Below are 18489 nucleotides of genomic sequence, written 5' to 3'. Positions count from 1 at the left end.
TAAAAAGAAGGAATTATTTCTTCTCTCGCGAATAACATCTAAAGTAGTGGAAGAACACCATTATTTTCCCAGGGGAGGTACTTACTATGGATGTATTAAAAGTATCAGCTAAATCCAATCCAAATTCCGTCGCCGGCGCATTAGCGGGTGTTCTTCGTGAACGTGGATCGGCCGAATTACAAGCTATTGGAGCTGGAGCACTGAATCAAGCAGTCAAAGCAGTTGCCATTGCCCGGGGATTTGTTGCACCAAGCGGAGTAGATTTGATCTGCATTCCTGCGTTCACTGATATAGTGATTGATGGGGAAGATCGAACCGCGATTAAACTGATTGTTGAACCCAGATAATAGACCTATAGAATGATTGAACCTGTTTACTTTTGTAAACAGGTTTTTTGCTTTTGATTTATAGTCTGGCGTTTTTTTGCATAGTATCTGAAATAGGCATTTGGAAATGATATGAACGGCTGGGACAGTGAGAAAGTGGGGTTGTAAAATGAGGGCTGATAAGTTTAAAGTAGCGGATTTCCATTGTGATGTGCTAAGCAAAATGCAAGCCTCCCCGGATATAAATTTTGACAATGATCCTCGATTAGATGTTACTGCAGAGCGGCTGGCTTCTGGCGGAGTGGAGTTGCAATGTTTTGCAATATATCTTTCAACTAACAGAGGAAAACCAAGCTTTGAACATGTTCTAGGGCAAATTGATCTCTTTAGGCAAAAGATAGTGAACACAGATGGGCTTCAGTGGTTACAGTGGAAGGAGCAAGTAGGGAATCGATTAGTAGGCGCACCTCCACAAGCAATGCTCTCTCTGGAGGGCGTAGACGGCTTAGAAGGGAACTTGTTTTATGCTCAGCTCTGCTTCGAACTTGGAGTACGGTTTCTTGGTGTGACTTGGAATTATGCGAACTGGGCAGCAGATGGTGTGCTAGAGAAGCGTAATGGTGGATTTACGGAAAAAGGGAGAAAGCTGATAGAATGGTGCAACGAAAGTGGAATGCTGCTTGATGTGTCGCATTTGTCACAAGCGGGGTTCTGGGAGTTGGCTGATTTAAGCAATCGTCCGTTTATTGCTTCCCATTCGAATGCTGCGGCTATATGTGGGCATGTTAGAAATTTAAATGATGAACAGATTAAAGCTTTGATTGCAATGGATGGAAGAATGGGTCTGACCTTTTATCCTTGGTTTGTAAGTGATGATGGGAAGGCTCGTATGGATGATTTGTTAAAGCACATTGAACATGTATGTAGTCTCGGCGGTGAGAAGCATATGATGTTTGGCTCGGATTTTGACGGCATCGATACTTGGGTAGAGAAGTTGGAGCATCCGGGAAAATACCCTGATCTTATAGAGCAGCTGCTCCGTTATTATCCAGAGGATACTGTGAAAGGCTGGATGTATGAGAATGCGACCTCTTTTTTAAGCGTAAATTTGCCCTCTCAGGTGTCTAAACCATGACAATCTTGTGCAAAAAACATAAATTGTCGAAAAAAGGGGCTTCGTTATGATGCAGCCCTTTTTATTTTTGGGTAAGAAGATGTATAATGGTTAATGGCTTGTACAGATACTAGAGAAAATACAAGGAGTGACTTTACAATGAGTAAGACTGTACCCGTAGGTGTGTCGGCTAGACATATTCACCTTACGCAAGAGCACGTGGAGGCTCTGTTTGGCCCAGGATATCAATTAACTGAGTTCAAACCACTTTCCCAACCAGGACAATTTGCAGCAAATGAACAAGTAGCAGTTATCGGTAGCAAAGGTAAATTTGACAAGGTAAGAATTTTGGGACCTGCTCGTCCGGCTTCCCAATTAGAAATTTCCCGTACTGACTCCTTCGCACTTGGCGTGAAAGCTCCAGTTCGCGAATCTGGAAATATTGAAGGAACACCTGGCATTACGCTCAAAGGACCTGCTGGTGAAGTTGAATTAGAACAAGGCGTTATCATCGCTGCTCGTCACATTCACTTCCACACTTCTGAAGCTGAAGCTTGGGGCATTGTAGATAAGCAATTGCTTAAAGTCCGTCTCGGTGGCGACCGCGGTCTCGTATTGGAGAACGTAATTGCTCGTGTATCCGACAGCTTCAAACTTGATATGCATATTGATACTGACGAAGCTAATGCTGCTGGTGCCAACAATGGCGACACTGCTGAAATCGTAGACTAGTCTTCTTACGAATGATAAGAAGCGGGGGAGAAATCCTTCGCTTTTTTTGTTGTGTGTTGGGAAACGTTATTTGGCTGATACGCATACTTGGCTGCATAGCTCTTATTAGCTATTAATTGTACTGGTATCCTGAAATGGATTTTTAATGAAAATTGGTGTGATGATAAAGAATATCTATTATTATGTGACTAATTGTGTTATGATTATTGTTTATGACGTGACAAATGGATTTAATGTTAAGAATATATGTATTAGAAATTAAGGAGACCCAATGACATTTAACGAACTGAATATTATGCCTGCGATTTTAAAGGCTTTAACCAAAGAAAACTATACATCACCTACACCTATACAGGAGCAATCGATCCCAGCTGTATTAGCAGGTAGAGATTTACTTGGATGTGCTCAAACGGGAACAGGAAAGACAGCTGCTTTTTCTGTACCTATCATTCAATTATTAAGCGAACAAACAAGTCCCAACAAAACAAACAATGTGCGACGTATTCGCTCGCTGATCTTAACACCGACAAGAGAACTAGCGATTCAAATTGCTGATAACATAAAAGCGTATAGCCAATTCACAGATATCCGCTCTGCTGCCATTGTTGGCGGTGTATCACAGAAAGTACAAGAGCGTGCCTTGAATCAAGGTGCTGATATTTTAATTGCTACACCAGGAAGACTTATCGACCTGATCAATCAAAAACGTGTGGATTTACAGTATGTCCAAATTCTTGTCTTGGATGAGGCTGACCGCATGCTAGATATGGGCTTTATTCATGATGTAAAACGAATTATCGCTAAAATGCCAACGAAGAAACAAACACTGTTCTTCTCGGCAACGATGCCTACTGAGATCTCCAAATTGATCAAAACCTTGCTTGTGAATCCAGTAAAAGTAGAAATCACACCCGTGTCATCTACTGCGGATAGAATCGATCAATCGATCTATTTATTAGAGAATGGAAATAAGCAGAATCAATTGAATCTTTTGTTACAGGATAAATCAATCATTTCTGCGCTGGTGTTTACTCGTACAAAACGTGGTGCGGACCGTGTTACACGCGATCTAGCGAAAGTGAACATTTCTGCACAAGCCATTCACGGCAATAAATCGCAGAATGATCGTCAGAATGCATTGCGGAATTTTAAAAGTGGTGCAACCCGCGTTCTTGTAGCTACGGATATCGCCGCGCGAGGAATTGATATTGATGAGTTATCACATGTAATCAACTTCAACTTGCCGAATATTCCAGAAACCTATGTGCACCGGATCGGTCGTACGGGTAGAGCTGGGTTAAGCGGAACGGCAATATCTTTTTGCGAATCTGAAGAGCTTCCGTTCCTTAAGGATATTGAAAAATTGATCGGAAAATCGATTCCAGAAGTGAAGGATCATCCGTATCCGATGTCTCGTAAAACGCAAATGAAGACAGAAAGATCTTCGAAACCGTCAGGTTCGAGATCTGCATCTTCTAAACCATCGACTTCCAGACCATCAACAGCTAAACCAGCGGGGGTAAAACCAGCGGCATCTAAACCTGCCAAAGCAAAACCTAAGTCTAACCCTCCATTAAAGCCAAAGTCCGAGTGGTTCACTAAAGGAAGACAAACGAGCAGCAGATAAGTTACTTTGAACGCTGTACGTTTTTTATAGTAAGACCTCAAAACCATCAGTGAAATCTGATGGTTTTTTTGTTAGTTGATGATAAGGTGAATTCAAGATATGGTATAGTTTTTGTAATATTAGGGTGGGGTGGAAGTTATGAAGAAGATATTTAAGGCACCTAATTCGATCGTATGCGAAGAAATCATTCCGAGTATTTTTAACTCATGGGACAAGGATGCTTTGTTACTTCGAGTAAATAATGGGAGTGGAAAGTTAATAACTAAATTTGGGGTGGATAACTCTGGTGAGCGATTGATGAAGTTAAAGATTCACAAGAGGTAGGGAATGACCTTAGTACTGCATTTGAAAAGGTTAAACCTCTACTGAGTATTCTAGAAAATGGTTATTACCTGATGTCTTATATAGAAATGATACCAACTAACGGAGAAGGAGAGTTTTTTGGAACTTATTTACTAAGAGGAGAACGTATAATGCGTCAGCTGATGTTTTTTACAAGTACCATTCAAGCACTGTGATTCCAAAATTCCTTTTAGCTTCTCAACGAATCGATTGTTTAAACATTGAAAGAGTTATGAATATAGGGAGCAAATTAAAAATGGGGAGATTATGACTGGGCTCGCATATTTTTATGAAGGTTTTATGAGTACATTAATTGACGGACATCATAGGTCCACTGCTGCATACATAGAAAATAAAACTTTAGAATATCTAACTATACTTAAAGTTTCGGGTTATGGAATTGATAGTCATGAGCCAAAACATTTTTATGTTAGTAGTATGGGATATGAGTTCAAATTGCTCAAAAATAATAAGAAAGTCTACAACAATTTAAAAAAGGATTTTTCTTCGAAAAAAGCTAAGCTTACAGCGGATGAGATTCAGTTCATTATTGAAGACTGCGAGAAAATTAAATGTGAGAGAGAAGTGTCAAATGAAAATAGAGTTTTTAGACTGAAAAATAAAGTGTTAGACTCGGCAAATAAAGTATTAGACTGACACTGCGTTATTAAGGTAACGGGCAGGTTAGTTCAATAGGACACGACATAAATTTGTTGAACCAGACATCTTCATTTAGAATAAAAGAAGAGATAGAAGGGAGTGTCGCAAATGGAATACCTATCAATTACGATATCACTTGTGTCCTTAGTTGTATGTTTAACTGTGTATAACAAAGTAAGTGCCATGGAAGCTCGTATCAAAACAATGCACGTAAACGTTGACCAAATTGCCAAGTCTGAAGGTCTGCCCCCACATCTTGTTCAAAATGAGGTTCTCCAGCTCGTACGTAACGGCAAGGAAGTAGCGGCTGTTAAAAAAGCGAGAGAAGTGCTTGGTTTGTCACTATTAGAAGCGAAGCAATATGTGGATGCCCTAAAGGAATAGCTGCAACAATGCGTCCATTCAAAAAATAGCCCAAAAAAGACTATCGACAAGTCCATTCGATAGTCTTTTTTATGATATATTATCAAAAATTAAACAGGAGTAGTAATATTGCTGTCGATGGTACCTTTGCGGTAATGGCTTTAAGCTAATGGGCAGGTTAGTTAAAAGGGCGTTTTATTGAAATTAACCGAAGTAAAGGAATAGTGAAATGTTTACGATTCTTCTTGAACTAACGGGACACGTTAGTCTAGAGATCCTGGGAGCAGTTTGCCACCGCGGCAGCTGCTCCTTTCTTCGTTAAGTTAACGGAGGATAGTTTGTAAATGCTGATATAAGGATGTACATATTTGCTTGTGTAAGAATGTTCTAAAATGATTGGTATAATCCTTAAAAACAGCTGCTAAGCGCTTTTCTAGGATTATATGCGTACAAGTGAGCTTCTTGTACATAGTTTTCTGTGAATATTACATGTATAGAAGTGAATGGTTTGTGAAACAAAACCATTCCAACTCTATATATGCCAACAACTGGAGCGAGAGCGGATGGCGTTAGTTAGAGCCAAAGATTCTTAATTCTCTGTTATTATTCAAGCGTTTTGTACAATCTTATCCAAGCAAAACTGTACATTTAGATTCAATCATTTACACCCTATCCTATTCTTTGGAGGAGGCCGGGGGCAGGATAAAATCCTGTTCCCCGTTGTCGGCGGCGAAATGGCACGTCAAAAATCCAGCCTGTCAAGGGTTTTAGGGTGGAGATTTTTTCTGTGCTGCGCCTGCGGCAGAATAAATACTACCCGCCCCTTGATAGGTTAGATTGGTGGAGTGGTGGTATTGGGATAATCTATAGATCATCCTGCACGGCAAAATGTGATATATTGGCTATAATCTATAGCTTAAAATGAGCTTAAAGGAAGGAATCGCTATCAATGATCATCGCTGTCGATGTGTATTATGAGGAAAATAAAGCGAAATCAGTGGGGGTTATTTTTCAATGTTGGGAAGATTCTAAACCACTCGAAGTCATCATGTCTTATACGGAAAACCCTCACAAATACGAAACGGGTTTTTTCTATAAACGAGAGCTCCCTTGCATACAGGAACTGTTGAAACTTACTGACATAAATCAAATACATACCATTGTTGTGGATGGCTATGTGTACTTAAACAATGAGAAAAAGCCCGGGCTCGGACATTATGTTTACACAAATTTTTCAGGGGAAATTCCAGTGATCGGTGTTGCAAAAAATGCCTTTCACGACAACGAAGCCTTTGTCAAAAAGCTTTACCGAGGCAACAGCTCCAAGCCTTTGTATATAACCTCTGTCGGCATGGAGCTAGCAGTCGCTGCCGAGCACATACAGAGTATGTACGGAGAATACCGATTTCCGCATCTGCTGAAATTGCTGGATAAGCAAACGAAGGAAGCCCGGCTATAATCAACAGGGGGGATTCAATATGTTGTTTTGGAAGAAAGAAACACAACTTGATCGAATAAAAAACAAACTCGAAAAGGCCATGCGCAAAGATACGGCTTTTTTGGTGTTTGGAGCATCTTCACATAAATACAAGGTTTATGAAGTGCTTACAGCAAAAGAGCTTGCGGACTGGCAAGCAAAGAATCAAGTCACACTTCCGGAGCCTTATGCCCAGTTTTTAACGAAAGTCGGAAATGGAGGTGCCGGGCCTTATTACGGGATTTATTCGATTGAAAAAGCAACTTCCTATACCGAAAGAAATGCATTCACTACAAAATGCGTTCTACACCCGAGTATGACAAAAGAAAAATGGAACCATCTGATCGAGCCATTGATCAGTGATGAAGACATCTCCGACCCGGAATACGACGCCGCCCGTGATAGGGTGATGGGCGGTATGTTGTGCATTGGTACACAAGGCTGTGAATACGATATGTATCTCGTACTTGAAGGGAAACACAGGGGGAAAATCATTTACACTGCAGTTTTTTATCCTGATCATCCCTTTTTCTTTGTCTATGAAGACAACTTTCTGGACTGGTATGAGCGCTGGCTGGACGAAATTATTCTGGATTATGATATCGCGTGGTTTGGCAGTAGAATGCCGGGCGATGAAAATGCGTTGATACAGGTTTATCTAAACGCCCCAAACGAAGAAATCAAATCAAAAGCGCTTGATGGAATGTTCAAGTTTAAGAAAATCTCGCAGCCAACCATTGATTTTTTAAGGAGCGTTGCTGAGCAAAGACAAAATGATCGCACCACAGCCATTCAGCTAATCTGCAAAACCTCTTTTGATGCGGGAAGAGACTATCTTCTGGAGCTGTTGTATTCTGAAAGAAATGAAGATTTTTTACAAGCTTTAATGATTCTGAATTGGTACGGTAAATCTTTTGATTTAGCGGAATTTATAAAAGTGATATTGCAAAGTCTTGACAGGGTTCACGATTCGGAAACGTTACGTCATGTGGGGTATGTTTTGGAATCTTCCGGCGCGATTACACTTCAGAACTTTGCGTCCTTTTTGTGCCACACCGACTCGAATATTCAATCTGCCGCAATCTATGCCACACGCAATTGCAATGACAAATCGGAAAGTTGGGAAATTATTGAACAGATGTTAGTGGGTGGCGATAAGGAGGTTGTGAAAAACACTATTTTATTTTGGGGCGTTATCCCTCATGAGAAGTTATTGCGTCATTATAAGGTTGCATGGCCGGAATATAAAAGCAATATTAATTTCAGAGAAAAATTTACAGGTTGTTTGAAAAAATTAAATTTGCCAGATGATTATTTTGACAAAGAATAATTTAATTACTCATTATTCATACAATGCGGATGCATGACCATAAATCAAACTTTATCCTATAAATGTTAGTGGGTCTAATATCTACAAGACCAAAAACCAATTAGTTTTAGGCAGGTCACGGTTTACACCGTGGGCTTATTTTTCTGTCGAATGACAAGAATATAAGCCGATTAATTACCGCGTAAATCGTGGTTTTATTGTTTTATCGGTACATATTCTTGTCAATGTACAATGTCAAGAATGTGTACCGATTGCCAAAGATCTATTAAGTTTTCTCACGAAGGCTCATTTATTCGTGAAATTTGTCAGCTTGATAAGTGACGATAGATAACGCTCTACAGGAATGCTAACGGGAAACGATAGTTCAACCATGACAAGGCTGCCAGCACGATTGGCAGCCTTGCTGCGCTAACGGGCAGGATAGCTCAGTAATTTCGCGAATACTCAACATACGGAATTATTCACGAAGTTCGCGAATAAGACGTTGTCTGAAACCCCTGATTATATAAACACAGAAACAAGAACACTAGTTTGCATTTCTGTTTTAGGATAGAATGAAAGTACACTAACGGGTACGTTAGTGGAATAGCGGTCGCTTCGGCAGCCGTTTTTTATTTATTCAACTAACGGGCAGCAGAGCGTAAGCATTTCGAAGAATACTTCATACATAAGAAAATTCACGAAGTTCGTAAATAAGGCGTTATATGAAACCGCGGTGCAAGGAAAGGATTGAAATCATGGATCCGATCAATGAAGAAATTATAGAATGGTTTCACTCAGTCTTGAGGAATAAACTTTCAACAAAGGAATTTGAACAGTGGCTTTATGACAAAGAAGAGATACTTGAAGAATCATTAGGTAAAGATGTCTATTTTAGATTGATTAATCTAAATTATAATTCTAAATATGTGATGGATGAATTAGAAGGGCAACTTACAAAAATTCTTAATTATAGGTCAGTTGAAGAGTTTAAGATCAGAGATCTATTAAATCGATTTGTTTATATTGAGGAGGAATTCATTAGTTCTTGTTCACACATTTACAGGGAGTATTGTAATGGATATTCCTTTTTTAGGATGATAGCCCTTAAATATATTGTATTTGATTACGATGATCAACTTGCAGACCCAGTTAAAAGGTCAGAGTTTTCCCGACAATATAAAGATGAATTGTTAAATGAAGGATTGAGATTGCTTAGTTTTTTTGATTCTAATGAAATAGAAATAATTAGTGAGAATGAGTACGTAGATAAGAGACATAAGGATCTGAAGATTGAAGAGCAATATTGGACGTAATTCAAGGCTTAAAAAAAGATGTTGTTATATTGCTTGAATCAATTGTTTTTTTGGCTATTGGCTTGTTACTTACTGTAAATGTAGCAAGTAAAATTTATGAGAGTTTTGGAATTGAATTCTTTACTCAACTCTCAGCAGCCCCCTTTTAATGCTAGATTGATGACTTTCAAACTTCCAACAACATTGTACCATATATTGGGATTTTTATGTTATCGTGTCGTTAAGCTAACGAGGAACTAAAGTTCAATAATGAGGGCTGCCGAGAGGTAGCCCTCTGTTCAACTAACTGGCAGTTTAGCTTAAAAGTTTCGCGAATACCCTACATATGAAATTATTCATAGAGTCCGTGAATAAGACGTTATTGGAAATAACGCCAAGATACACAAATGAGGAGTACAAAATGATGAATAACCGATTCTCAATGCCAAGTAAATTAGTAAATCAGTCAGAATTACTTAAAACTACAATCATTGAAAAAGGAAGACATTATCAATCTTTGTACATTTTAGAGTTCTATAATTCTGTAAAATATGTACTGAAAGAAAAAAACGTTAAAGATTCTGGAAGTTTAATGGACGAAGCAGAAAGGCTGAAATGGGTAAATGATGTGATTCCTTCTCCTAAAGTAATAAGTTATCAGTTGGAGAATGGAAAGGAATATTTAGTTATGACCTATATAGAAGGTTGTACTGCGGAAGAATACCAGCAGGAAGAGGGAGATAAAAGTCTAGGCTATATTTTAGGAAAAGGTTTAAAAACAATACACAATGTTCCCATTGATAATTGCTTTTTCAATGATTTTTTGCCAGAAAAACTGATTGATATGGTCAAAAAAAATATTAATGAGAGAAAACATGAAGTCATAGAGGCTATTAATAACTCATTTCCCAATCATACTATTGAGCAACTGATTGATTTTTTGGAGATAAATAAAGCGTCGACAGAGGAATTAGTTTTTACCCATGGTGACTATGGATCTGGAAACGTTATGATAAATAATGGACATATTGAAGCATTTATTGATTTAGGAGGATCAGGGATATCAGATCCATACTATGATATTTATTATCTTGTAAAAAGTCTTACTTATTATACAGATAGGAAAGAAGAAATAGATGAGTTTATGAAAGGATATGGAATATCTGAATTAGACGAGAATAGAATGAAATTTCATCAAATCATCGATACTTTATTATTGTGATTTATATAGTAGTAACCCTAAGAAGGCGTTGACATTCTGTAACACCGTTTTCCTGCTGAGTCGCATTTACTCCTTGATGCTGTCCGAAGCATTTCTAGGAAGAGCAATCAGGCATACAATTCTGCATGGCGAAGTCCGTCGGACCCGCTTGTCATTTCGTTAAACTAACGGGGAACGTTAGTTCAATAACAGCGTCAGTCTAAGACTTTATTTATCAAGTCTTGTTCTGCCGCTGCTTCTTTTAATGAATCAGTCTAAAACTAATTTTTTAAAAACTGAGTAATCTCCAATTCAAAACCCCCGTTAAATCAACAACTCCAGTCTAATACTTTATTTTCACCGAACAAGAAGATTTAAGTGAGATGTTCGGCAGGAAAAACTATCCTGATTATCTAGCCATCGCATTTGGAAATATGGCAGGAGATGTTTCTGAAGGGCGTATTAGTGAACTTATGATGAAGAGGGGGAAGAATAGATAATATCAGAACATTAGTTACAGAGAATTTAAATTTACAAAAAAATAGCCGCTAAACAGTTCCTCACTGTATAACGGCTGTTATATTTTCTCTTATGCAGTCGCTTCAATTGCATTGTCCTGAACATAAGAACTAAGCTCTTGCTGAAGCGCTGTGCTGATGGAAGTCATTGGGAGGCGAAGCGTATCCGAATTGATTAGGCCATTCTGGCTAAGCATCCATTTGATTGGAGCGGGGTTCGATTCCTTGAACAAGAGACGGATGATCGGCAGTAGTTGTTCAAAGTTTTCTTTTGCCAAGTCGAATTGACCCGATTTGAAGGCTTCGAATATACGGATACATTCTGCTGGATAAACGTTCGCAGTAGCAAGCATACCGCCAGCTGCCCCGGAGCTAAGCATTTCATAAAAGAGTGAATCGTCGCCGCCAAGCACAGGTTTGCTACCTGTACGAACTAGCTCAGTAACCATTTTGGTGTTACCTGAGCAGTCTTTTAATCCGACAACATTATTCATTTCTAGGATTGTGCGTGCAGTGTCTAGGGTCATAGCAGTACCAGTACGACTTGGAATGTCATAAGCCATGATCGGAATACCTACTTCTGCTGCTTTGCGGAAATGGGCAATGATGCCTTCTTGCGATGGACGACTATAATAAGGGACGACAACTAGTGCGCAATCTGCACCAAGGTTAGCTGCGATCTCTGTGCGTGCTACCGTAGAAGCTGTGTCATTGGTTCCTGTACCGACTACTAAGGGGATAGATGTAGATTGTAAAAGCTCACGAGAAGTGTTTACTAGAAGCTGCATTTCATTTACGGTTACAGTTGGCGATTCACCGGTGGTTCCATTAACGACCAGACCTTGTATGCTGTTGTTAATAATGTTCTTTACATAACGCTGATACGAATCCAGATCGACTTCACCAGCAGCATTGAACGGGGTGACCACGGGGACATAAATTCCATAAATCTGTTGTTCTGTAAGCATAAATTATCGGCCTCCAAAATATTTTAATTCCTCTACATACACTTTACCATGGAATGTTGCATCGTCGTTAGCTATAATAAATGATGTGTATCATCAAAAATATTGATGTTAGGGTGAGGTTATGGATTTAACCTATTTACGAACATTCCGCGAGGTAGCTAAACGTCAGAGCTTTACACGGGCTGCTGAAGAGCTGGGTTACGCGCAGTCGAGTGTTACGATGCAAATACAGAAAATAGAGAAGGAATACGGAGTGCCATTGATAGAAAGGCATGGTCGACAGCTGCGTCTTACCCCGCCTGGAGAAGAGTTGTTGAAGCTATTCGTGGAGATTTTGGATCTGTATGATCGTTCTAAAGAAACCATCGCCCAGCAAATTGGAGGTACGCTAACGATTGGTACGATTGATTCATTAGCTGCTTTCTACTTGCCACCCTACTTACAGCAGTTGAGGACGAAATTTCCGAAACTTGATATCCATCTACAAACGATGCAGGAAGCTAACCTCTTGGCCAAAATAAAAGATGGGGAAGTAGACATCGGTTTGATGCTCGATCGTACCACTACGGATTCTTTGCTTGATCGTACGATCATTAGAGATGAACCGCTCGTGTTGATAGCTCCCATTAACCATCCCCTTGCCCAGATGGATACAGTAACGTTACAGGATCTAAATAACTGCGAATTAATTGTTTCTGAAGAGAGCTGTATTTATCGGAGTCTGTTCGAGAATTTGTTAAAAGAGCACGGGATTATATTCCGCATTGGTTTTGAGCTTTCGAATCTAGAAGCGATCAAACGATGTGTTATGAATGGGTTAGGGATTGCATTATTACCTAAAATTGTTGCAGAGGAAGAAATTGAGCGGGGGAACTTGGCTGAGCTGCCCTTCGCACATCAAGAAATTCATTTTGATCTGCAGCTTTTGATGCATCCTAAGAAGTGGAAGTCTCAGCCATTGCAATTTCTAACGCAAATGTTACTTGCAAATCATTAGTTTATTCCCATCAGGGTCTTTCACCACAAACCATTGTTGATCTTGAATTTCGGTTACTATCTCTACACCGAGCTCCTTTATGTAGTTGAAAGAGGCTTGCAAATCATCGGTTATAAGCATAAGAGCAGGTGTTGTAATTGGAGGAGCCCCTTCAGGCTCTAAACCTCCCCACATGGGCATGGTGTCCAGAATGATCCCAGTGCTTCCTTGCATAGTTAACGGGCATAAATGACCGTTCATAATCGGATGATCTGCTTCCTGGAGTCCTAGGACTTGGCAATACCAGCTACGGGCTTTTTCAATATCGTGTACGGGGATAAATACACTGCCAATCAAATTCTTAATGGGACTTGTTGCTGAAGAATTTACAATGGACTGCGCTTGTTTATTCATTCGAACTCCTCCTAGGTTTGATAATGATAACCCTTTATTTGGAATTTATGCTCTAGTCTATTTAAAACATAGAATCATCCTACGCGCAAGTGGGTCATTAATGATCAATAAAATCTTAAATTTGTATGCAAAAGATAGCATTCTTTAAAGAAAGTCGCTGTAAATATTGACATTCAAAATCAGTTTATGTTATATAAAAAGAAGAATTAGCACTCATCTAACAAGAGTGCTAATCACGAAATGTTGGACAAGATGTTATTTTGAAAGGAGATTTACTTATTCATGGCCAAAAAAGAGTTTAAAGCGGAATCGAAAAGATTGCTGGAAATGATGATTAACTCCATTTATACACAACGGGAAATTTTTCTGCGCGAGTTGATTTCTAATGCAAGTGATGCAATTGATAAGATCTATTACAAAGCATTAGCTGATGAAAGCCTGGTCTTCAATAAAGAAGATTATTATATTAAAGTGACTGCCGATAAGGCGAACAGAACTTTGACGATCTCCGATACAGGTATCGGGATGACACAAGAAGAGCTGGAGAATAACTTAGGAACAATCGCGAAGAGTGGATCTCTTGCATTTAAGAAAGAGAACGAAGCCAAAGATGGTCACAATATCATCGGACAGTTCGGTGTTGGCTTCTATGCTGCGTTTATGGTAGCAGATGACGTAATTGTGATCAGTAAGGCGCTTGGTAGCGACGAGGCCTTTAAATGGGAGTCTAAGGGCGCTGATGGCTATACTATCGAGCCTGTCGAGAAGGATTCTGTAGGTACTGAAGTGATTTTGAAGATTAAAGAGAATACTGAAGAAGATCAATACGATGAATACTTGGAAGAGTATCGCCTGAAATCCATCATTAAAAAATATTCTGACTTCATTCGTTTCCCAATTAAAATGGACGTGAAGGAGCAAAAGCCAAAAGAAGGCACAGAGAACGAGTTCGAGGAAGTTGTTCAAGAACAAACCGTGAACAGTATGGTGCCAATCTGGCGGAAGAACAAAAACGAGTTGACTACAGAAGATTACGATAACTTCTATGCAGAGAAACGTTACGGCTTCGATAAGCCGCTTAAACATATTCATATCAGTGCCGATGGTGCTGTAGTGTACAATGCAATCCTGTTCATCCCAGAAAATACACCGTTTGACTACTACACAAAGGAATATGAAAAAGGTCTTGAGCTCTATTCCAATGGTGTATTGATTATGAATAAATGTGCGGATCTGCTGCCTGACTATTTTAGCTTTGTAAAAGGTATGGTAGATTCAGAGGATCTTTCGCTAAACATCTCCAGAGAAATGCTCCAGCATGACCGTCAGCTGACTCTGATCGCTAAGAACATTAAGAATAAAGTGAAGAGTCAACTGCAAAGCTTGCTGAAGGATGAAAGAGAGAAGTATGAGCAGTTCTATAACGCTTTTGGCAGACAGCTTAAGTTTGGTGTGTACAACGATTATGGAATGCACAAAGATACACTTCAAGATTTGCTGATGTTCTACTCCTCCAAGGAGAAGAAGCTGGTAACGCTGGACGAATATGTGTCAAGAATGCCAGAAGATCAGAAGTATATCTACTATGCATCCGGAGAGTCGATCGACAGAATCGAAAAGCTCCCACAGACCGAGCTTGTATCGGATAAAGGGTATGAAATTCTTTACTTCACTGATGATATTGATGAATTTGCGATCAAGATGATCATGTCTTATAAAGAAAAAGAATTTAAATCCGTATCCAGTGGTGATCTGGGTATCGAAGCAGACGAAGCGGACAAGCCAACGGAAGCGGAAGAGAACGAAAACAAGGAGCTTTTTGAAGCGATGAAGGACATCTTGTCCGGCAAAGTGAAGAATGTTAAAGCTTCCAAACGTTTAAAGACTCATCCGGTATGCCTCTCAGCTGAAGGCGAATTGACAATCGAGATGGAAAAAATCCTGAAATCGATGCCGAATGGGCAAGAGGTTCAAGCGGATAAGGTACTCGAAATCAACATCCATCACGAAGTCTTCCAGTCTTTGAAAGCGGCAGCTGAGAACGATAAAGAGAAGCTCGGTTTATACACGAACCTGCTGTACAACCAAGCTCTGCTGATCGAAGGATTGCAAGTTAGTGATCCTGTTCAATTCACCAATGATATTTGCAAAATCATGAAATAATTTAAACTACAGGGACCATCCAATTGTACGATTGGGTGGTCTTTTTTTATAAAAACTATGACGAATTCATGGTGCTTGAGCTTATGTATTGACTTTACTCGATAAATTAAGTATTATTTCCAGTAACTTGAATATTCAAAGGCAAAGAAGAGAAAGAGTACCACGGCAATTCTTTCTACAGAGAGCTCCGGTCGCTGAAAAGGAGTAAAGAAAAACCTTGGGAATATGGTCTCAGAGCTGCGCATCGAAACCTTTTGGGTTGTAGGCTGCGCCGGAACCTGCATCCGTTACAGTGCTAGGGTATAAACGTTTATTAACGTCGTACCTGAAGAGGTAAATGTCATGAGGCATTTATAAAATTAGGTGGTAACACGTGAGTAGAACTCTCGTCCTTTGTGGATGGGAGTTTTTTTGTTGTCTAAAAAAAGGAGGAGAAGGTTAATGAGTAATGTGTTTATAGGCGGTGCTTGGCCGTATGCGAATGGATCTTTACATCTTGGAAGATTATCAAGTGTGTTGCCTGGAGATGTGCTGGCACGCTATTTTCGCAGCAAGGGGGATAACGTTTTATATGTGTCAGGCAGCGATTGTCATGGCACACCTGTAGCGGTTCAGGCTGCTAATGAAGGGATCACACCCGAAGCTTTTGCAAGTCGATACCACGAAGAGTTTCTGAAGTGTTTTGAACAGCTGGGATTTAGTTATGATCTTTATACTCGAACGGATCAACAGCAGCATCATAAGGTCGTGCAAGAGTTGTTTGCGAAGCTACTAGAGAATGGTCATTTATATAAAAAAAACATAGCGCAATGTTACTGTGAGGCGGATCAGCGATTTTTGCCAGACAGATATGTGGAAGGGACTTGTCCAGTCTGTGGACAGCGGGCGCGTGGAGATCAATGCGATTATTGTTCTACGATTCTAGATCCTGCCGATTTGTTAGACAGAGTCTGTAAATTATGTGGGAATACACCGACAGAACGACCGACAGAACATTTTTATCTTAGCTTATCTAAATTTCAATCTGAATTAACGGAATATGTAGAGGAAGCACAATTTTGGAGAGAAAACGCTATAAAACTGACCAAACGTTATTTAAAAGAAGAACTGCAGGACCGCGCGGTAACAAGAGACTTATCTTGGGGTGTAGATGTTCCTATAGCTGGATTTGAAGACAAGAAGATTTATGTCTGGATTGAGGCGGTAAGTGGTTATTTATCAGCCAGTAAGCAGTGGGCTGCACAGTCTGGGCGGAGCTGGGAGGATTTTTGGTCAGAGGAACAAGAGGACATCACCGCTTATTATGTCCATGGTAAAGATAATATTCCTTTTCACACCCTGATATGGCCAGCCGTCTTATTAGGAGCAAGAGAACTACATTTACCGGATCGGATTATATCCAGCGAATATTTAACCCTTGAAGGGCAGAAGTTCTCCACTAGCCGTAATTGGGCAGTCTGGGTACCTGATATTCTAGAGCGGTATCATCCAGACTCTATTCGTTATTTCTTAATTGCCAACGGGCCTGAGAAGCGGGATACGGATTTTTCCTGGAGAGAGTTTATTTATAGTCATAATGGTGAGCTGCTTGGAGCATTTGGTAACTTTGTGAATCGCTCATTGGCTTTTGTAGATAAGTTTTATGAAGGGATCGTGCCAAGTGGAAAGTTAGATAAGGGGTGGAGCGATAACATTGACCTCTTGTATCTGGAGTCAGGACGCCTAATTGAAGCGGGAGATTTGAAGGATGCGCTCGAATATATTTTCTTTTATGTACGTAAGGCAAATCAGTATTTTGATCGGCAAAAGCCTTGGATTCAGGTAAAAGAGGATCGGGAAGCTTGTAATAATTCAATATTTACTTGTGTGCAGATTATTGCTAATTTGGCGAATTTGCTGCATCCGTTTCTACCCTTTTCTTGTGAGAAGATTCGGGGGTTCTTATCGCTTGAACTACCGAAATGGAAGCCCTGCTCAGTTCCCCCTTATCAACAGGTAACTGATTTGCAATTGTTGTTTGAACGAATTGATATTACTTGTATTAAAGAAGAGGAGGATAGACTAGTTCAACAACAAGTGAATAAATAGCGAAGATTCTTAACCATTCTTAAAGCTTTCAATAAACTTGGAAGCTAGTGATGATAAGTATTTATCCTTGATCCAGACGGCGGCGACCCGCGTGCGAAGCGACTCACTACTGATTTCTTTATAGATCAAATTACGATTACTCGTTAATTCGAAAGCGGATTTGGGGATAATTCCGATGCCGAGACCAGCATTTGCCCAGAGCAGTGTTGTTCGCGCATCATCATTCATACAGAAAATTAGCGGATCAAAACCATTCTCAAGACAGGTTTCCCGGATAAGCTGCTCAAAACGGCGGTAGATAATGAGCGGTTTATCTTTTAACTCACCGATCTCAACAAAGTTTCCATCTGTTTTCCAGTCATACTCTGGAGTCATTACGGCAATCATAGGCTCAGCTTGTGTGTAAAGACATTCTAAATTTGTAGCATTAAAGGGTGTCCGGACAATGCCAATCTCGACAATGCCCTTGTTCAAAAGGTCGATGATTCTGAAGGTATTCCCTTCATGGATTTCAAATTTAACGCCTTGATACGTTTTGTGGAACTCACATAGTCGATCTTGGAGCAGGGTCGCTCCTGAGGAAGACACAGTGCCAATGGCGAGAGTTCCTTTTAAGCCTTTGACAAAATCATTGAGCTCTCGGGCGGTGGAATCAGCCAGTTCCAGAATTTGTTGGGCACGGTCACGCAAAATGGCTCCTGCTTCGGTAAGTTGTACACTGCGCGGACCTCGATCTACAAGCTTGACGCCTAGTTCTTCCTCAAGCAGCTTAAGCTGCTGACTGAGCGGAGGCTGAGCCATTTGCAGCTTTCTGGCTGCAGAAGTAATCTGCCCTTCCTCAGCGATAGCCATAAAATATTTAAGCTGTCTAATATCCATAAAAAAATCCTCCGAACTTGAGATATGTTAATCGTAT

General features: G+C 40.0%; 17 protein-coding genes and 1 other annotated feature. Of the genes, 14 read left to right on the top strand and 3 right to left on the bottom strand.

Annotated elements, in window-relative coordinates:
- Positions 1 to 86: 86 nt before the first annotated feature.
- The 11 genes from NSS87_RS18940 (at position 87) to NSS87_RS18890 (ending at position 10467) form a co-directional block, all read left to right on the top strand.
- The gene (locus NSS87_RS18940; protein WP_019910496.1) at positions 87 to 347 is read left to right on the top strand and encodes a stage V sporulation protein S; all 261 of its coding nucleotides are present in this window, start codon (positions 87 to 89) and stop codon (positions 345 to 347) included.
- 148 nt (positions 348 to 495) lie between these two features.
- Entirely contained in the window at positions 496 to 1461 is a 966-nt protein-coding gene (locus NSS87_RS18935) for a membrane dipeptidase (RefSeq protein WP_339242077.1), read from the top strand.
- Positions 1462 to 1599: 138 nt separating this feature from the next.
- Complete coding sequence (locus NSS87_RS18930; RefSeq protein WP_339242075.1) at positions 1600 to 2172, top strand: phosphate propanoyltransferase; 573 nt, start codon at positions 1600 to 1602, stop codon at positions 2170 to 2172.
- Between the two features lie 271 nt (positions 2173 to 2443).
- Positions 2444 to 3799 (top strand): DEAD/DEAH box helicase, encoded by a 1356-nt coding sequence (locus NSS87_RS18925; RefSeq protein WP_339242073.1) that lies wholly within the window; start codon positions 2444 to 2446, stop codon positions 3797 to 3799.
- Between the two features lie 138 nt (positions 3800 to 3937).
- Positions 3938 to 4123, top strand: coding sequence for a hypothetical protein (locus NSS87_RS18920; protein WP_339242071.1), 186 nt, complete (start codon positions 3938 to 3940; stop codon positions 4121 to 4123).
- Positions 4124 to 4441: 318 nt separating this feature from the next.
- Positions 4442 to 4798 (top strand): hypothetical protein, encoded by a 357-nt coding sequence (locus tag NSS87_RS18915; RefSeq protein WP_339242069.1) that lies wholly within the window; start codon positions 4442 to 4444, stop codon positions 4796 to 4798.
- Positions 4799 to 4909: 111 nt separating this feature from the next.
- Positions 4910 to 5185, top strand: a complete 276-nt coding sequence (locus NSS87_RS18910; RefSeq protein ID WP_339242067.1) for a hypothetical protein — start codon at positions 4910 to 4912, stop codon at positions 5183 to 5185.
- A 928-nt stretch (positions 5186 to 6113) separates the two neighbouring features.
- Positions 6114 to 6623 (top strand): endonuclease V, encoded by a 510-nt coding sequence (locus NSS87_RS18905; protein ID WP_042189378.1) that lies wholly within the window; start codon positions 6114 to 6116, stop codon positions 6621 to 6623.
- Between the two features lie 19 nt (positions 6624 to 6642).
- Positions 6643 to 7971, top strand: a complete 1329-nt coding sequence (locus NSS87_RS18900; protein WP_339242066.1) for an SMI1/KNR4 family protein — start codon at positions 6643 to 6645, stop codon at positions 7969 to 7971.
- 737 nt (positions 7972 to 8708) lie between these two features.
- Complete coding sequence (locus NSS87_RS18895) at positions 8709 to 9266, top strand: hypothetical protein (protein WP_339242064.1); 558 nt, start codon at positions 8709 to 8711, stop codon at positions 9264 to 9266.
- A gap of 400 nt (positions 9267 to 9666) precedes the next feature.
- Positions 9667 to 10467 carry a phosphotransferase gene (locus NSS87_RS18890; RefSeq protein WP_339242062.1) on the top strand — a complete coding sequence of 267 codons (801 nt, stop codon included), beginning with the start codon at positions 9667 to 9669 and terminating at the stop codon, positions 10465 to 10467.
- 568 nt (positions 10468 to 11035) lie between these two features.
- Here the strand turns inward: NSS87_RS18890 and dapA are convergent.
- Positions 11036 to 11932 (bottom strand): 4-hydroxy-tetrahydrodipicolinate synthase, encoded by an 897-nt coding sequence (gene dapA, locus NSS87_RS18885; protein ID WP_339242060.1) that lies wholly within the window; start codon positions 11930 to 11932, stop codon positions 11036 to 11038.
- A 121-nt stretch (positions 11933 to 12053) separates the two neighbouring features.
- Between dapA and NSS87_RS18880 the strand changes: the two genes are divergently transcribed.
- On the top strand, positions 12054 to 12929 hold the full coding sequence (locus NSS87_RS18880) for a LysR family transcriptional regulator (protein WP_042189369.1): 876 nt from the start codon (positions 12054 to 12056) through the stop codon (positions 12927 to 12929).
- On the opposite strand, the gene NSS87_RS18875 is transcribed toward NSS87_RS18880, so the two are convergent.
- Positions 12912 to 13322, bottom strand: a complete 411-nt coding sequence (locus NSS87_RS18875) for a VOC family protein (RefSeq protein WP_339242057.1) — start codon at positions 13320 to 13322, stop codon at positions 12912 to 12914. The genes NSS87_RS18880 and NSS87_RS18875 overlap by 18 nt on opposite strands.
- Positions 13323 to 13604: 282 nt before the next feature.
- Between NSS87_RS18875 and htpG the strand changes: the two genes are divergently transcribed.
- Together htpG and metG are read left to right on the top strand one after the other, a co-directional pair.
- Positions 13605 to 15485, top strand: coding sequence for a molecular chaperone HtpG (gene htpG / locus NSS87_RS18870; protein ID WP_076286274.1), 1881 nt, complete (start codon positions 13605 to 13607; stop codon positions 15483 to 15485).
- Between the two features lie 135 nt (positions 15486 to 15620).
- Positions 15621 to 15882: a binding site (T-box leader), on the top strand.
- A gap of 44 nt (positions 15883 to 15926) precedes the next feature.
- Positions 15927 to 17573 (top strand): methionine--tRNA ligase, encoded by a 1647-nt coding sequence (metG, locus tag NSS87_RS18865; protein ID WP_339242055.1) that lies wholly within the window; start codon positions 15927 to 15929, stop codon positions 17571 to 17573.
- 9 nt (positions 17574 to 17582) lie between these two features.
- Here metG and NSS87_RS18860 read toward each other — a convergent pair whose 3' ends face one another.
- Entirely contained in the window at positions 17583 to 18452 is an 870-nt protein-coding gene (locus NSS87_RS18860; RefSeq protein WP_339242053.1) for a LysR family transcriptional regulator, read from the bottom strand.
- Positions 18453 to 18489 lie beyond the last annotated feature (37 nt).

Source organism: Paenibacillus sp. FSL F4-0243, assembly GCF_037963295.1.
GTDB lineage: Bacteria > Bacillota > Bacilli > Paenibacillales > Paenibacillaceae > Paenibacillus_AQ.
This window is presented reverse-complemented; position numbering and strand designations above follow the sequence as displayed.

Coding starts and splice junctions, on each gene's coding strand:
- NSS87_RS18910 (WP_339242067.1), top strand. CDS start 4,910: ATGGAATACCTATCAATTACGATATCACTTGTGTCCTTAGTTGTATGT.
- htpG (WP_076286274.1), top strand. CDS start 13,605: ATGGCCAAAAAAGAGTTTAAAGCGGAATCGAAAAGATTGCTGGAAATG.
- NSS87_RS18940 (WP_019910496.1), top strand. CDS start 87: ATGGATGTATTAAAAGTATCAGCTAAATCCAATCCAAATTCCGTCGCC.
- NSS87_RS18900 (WP_339242066.1), top strand. CDS start 6,643: ATGTTGTTTTGGAAGAAAGAAACACAACTTGATCGAATAAAAAACAAA.
- dapA (WP_339242060.1), bottom strand. CDS start 11,932: ATGCTTACAGAACAACAGATTTATGGAATTTATGTCCCCGTGGTCACC.
- NSS87_RS18860 (WP_339242053.1), bottom strand. CDS start 18,452: ATGGATATTAGACAGCTTAAATATTTTATGGCTATCGCTGAGGAAGGG.
- NSS87_RS18920 (WP_339242071.1), top strand. CDS start 3,938: ATGAAGAAGATATTTAAGGCACCTAATTCGATCGTATGCGAAGAAATC.
- NSS87_RS18935 (WP_339242077.1), top strand. CDS start 496: ATGAGGGCTGATAAGTTTAAAGTAGCGGATTTCCATTGTGATGTGCTA.
- metG (WP_339242055.1), top strand. CDS start 15,927: ATGAGTAATGTGTTTATAGGCGGTGCTTGGCCGTATGCGAATGGATCT.
- NSS87_RS18880 (WP_042189369.1), top strand. CDS start 12,054: ATGGATTTAACCTATTTACGAACATTCCGCGAGGTAGCTAAACGTCAG.
- NSS87_RS18925 (WP_339242073.1), top strand. CDS start 2,444: ATGACATTTAACGAACTGAATATTATGCCTGCGATTTTAAAGGCTTTA.
- NSS87_RS18875 (WP_339242057.1), bottom strand. CDS start 13,322: ATGAATAAACAAGCGCAGTCCATTGTAAATTCTTCAGCAACAAGTCCC.
- NSS87_RS18930 (WP_339242075.1), top strand. CDS start 1,600: ATGAGTAAGACTGTACCCGTAGGTGTGTCGGCTAGACATATTCACCTT.
- NSS87_RS18905 (WP_042189378.1), top strand. CDS start 6,114: ATGATCATCGCTGTCGATGTGTATTATGAGGAAAATAAAGCGAAATCA.
- NSS87_RS18895 (WP_339242064.1), top strand. CDS start 8,709: ATGGATCCGATCAATGAAGAAATTATAGAATGGTTTCACTCAGTCTTG.
- NSS87_RS18915 (WP_339242069.1), top strand. CDS start 4,442: ATGAGTACATTAATTGACGGACATCATAGGTCCACTGCTGCATACATA.
- NSS87_RS18890 (WP_339242062.1), top strand. CDS start 9,667: ATGATGAATAACCGATTCTCAATGCCAAGTAAATTAGTAAATCAGTCA.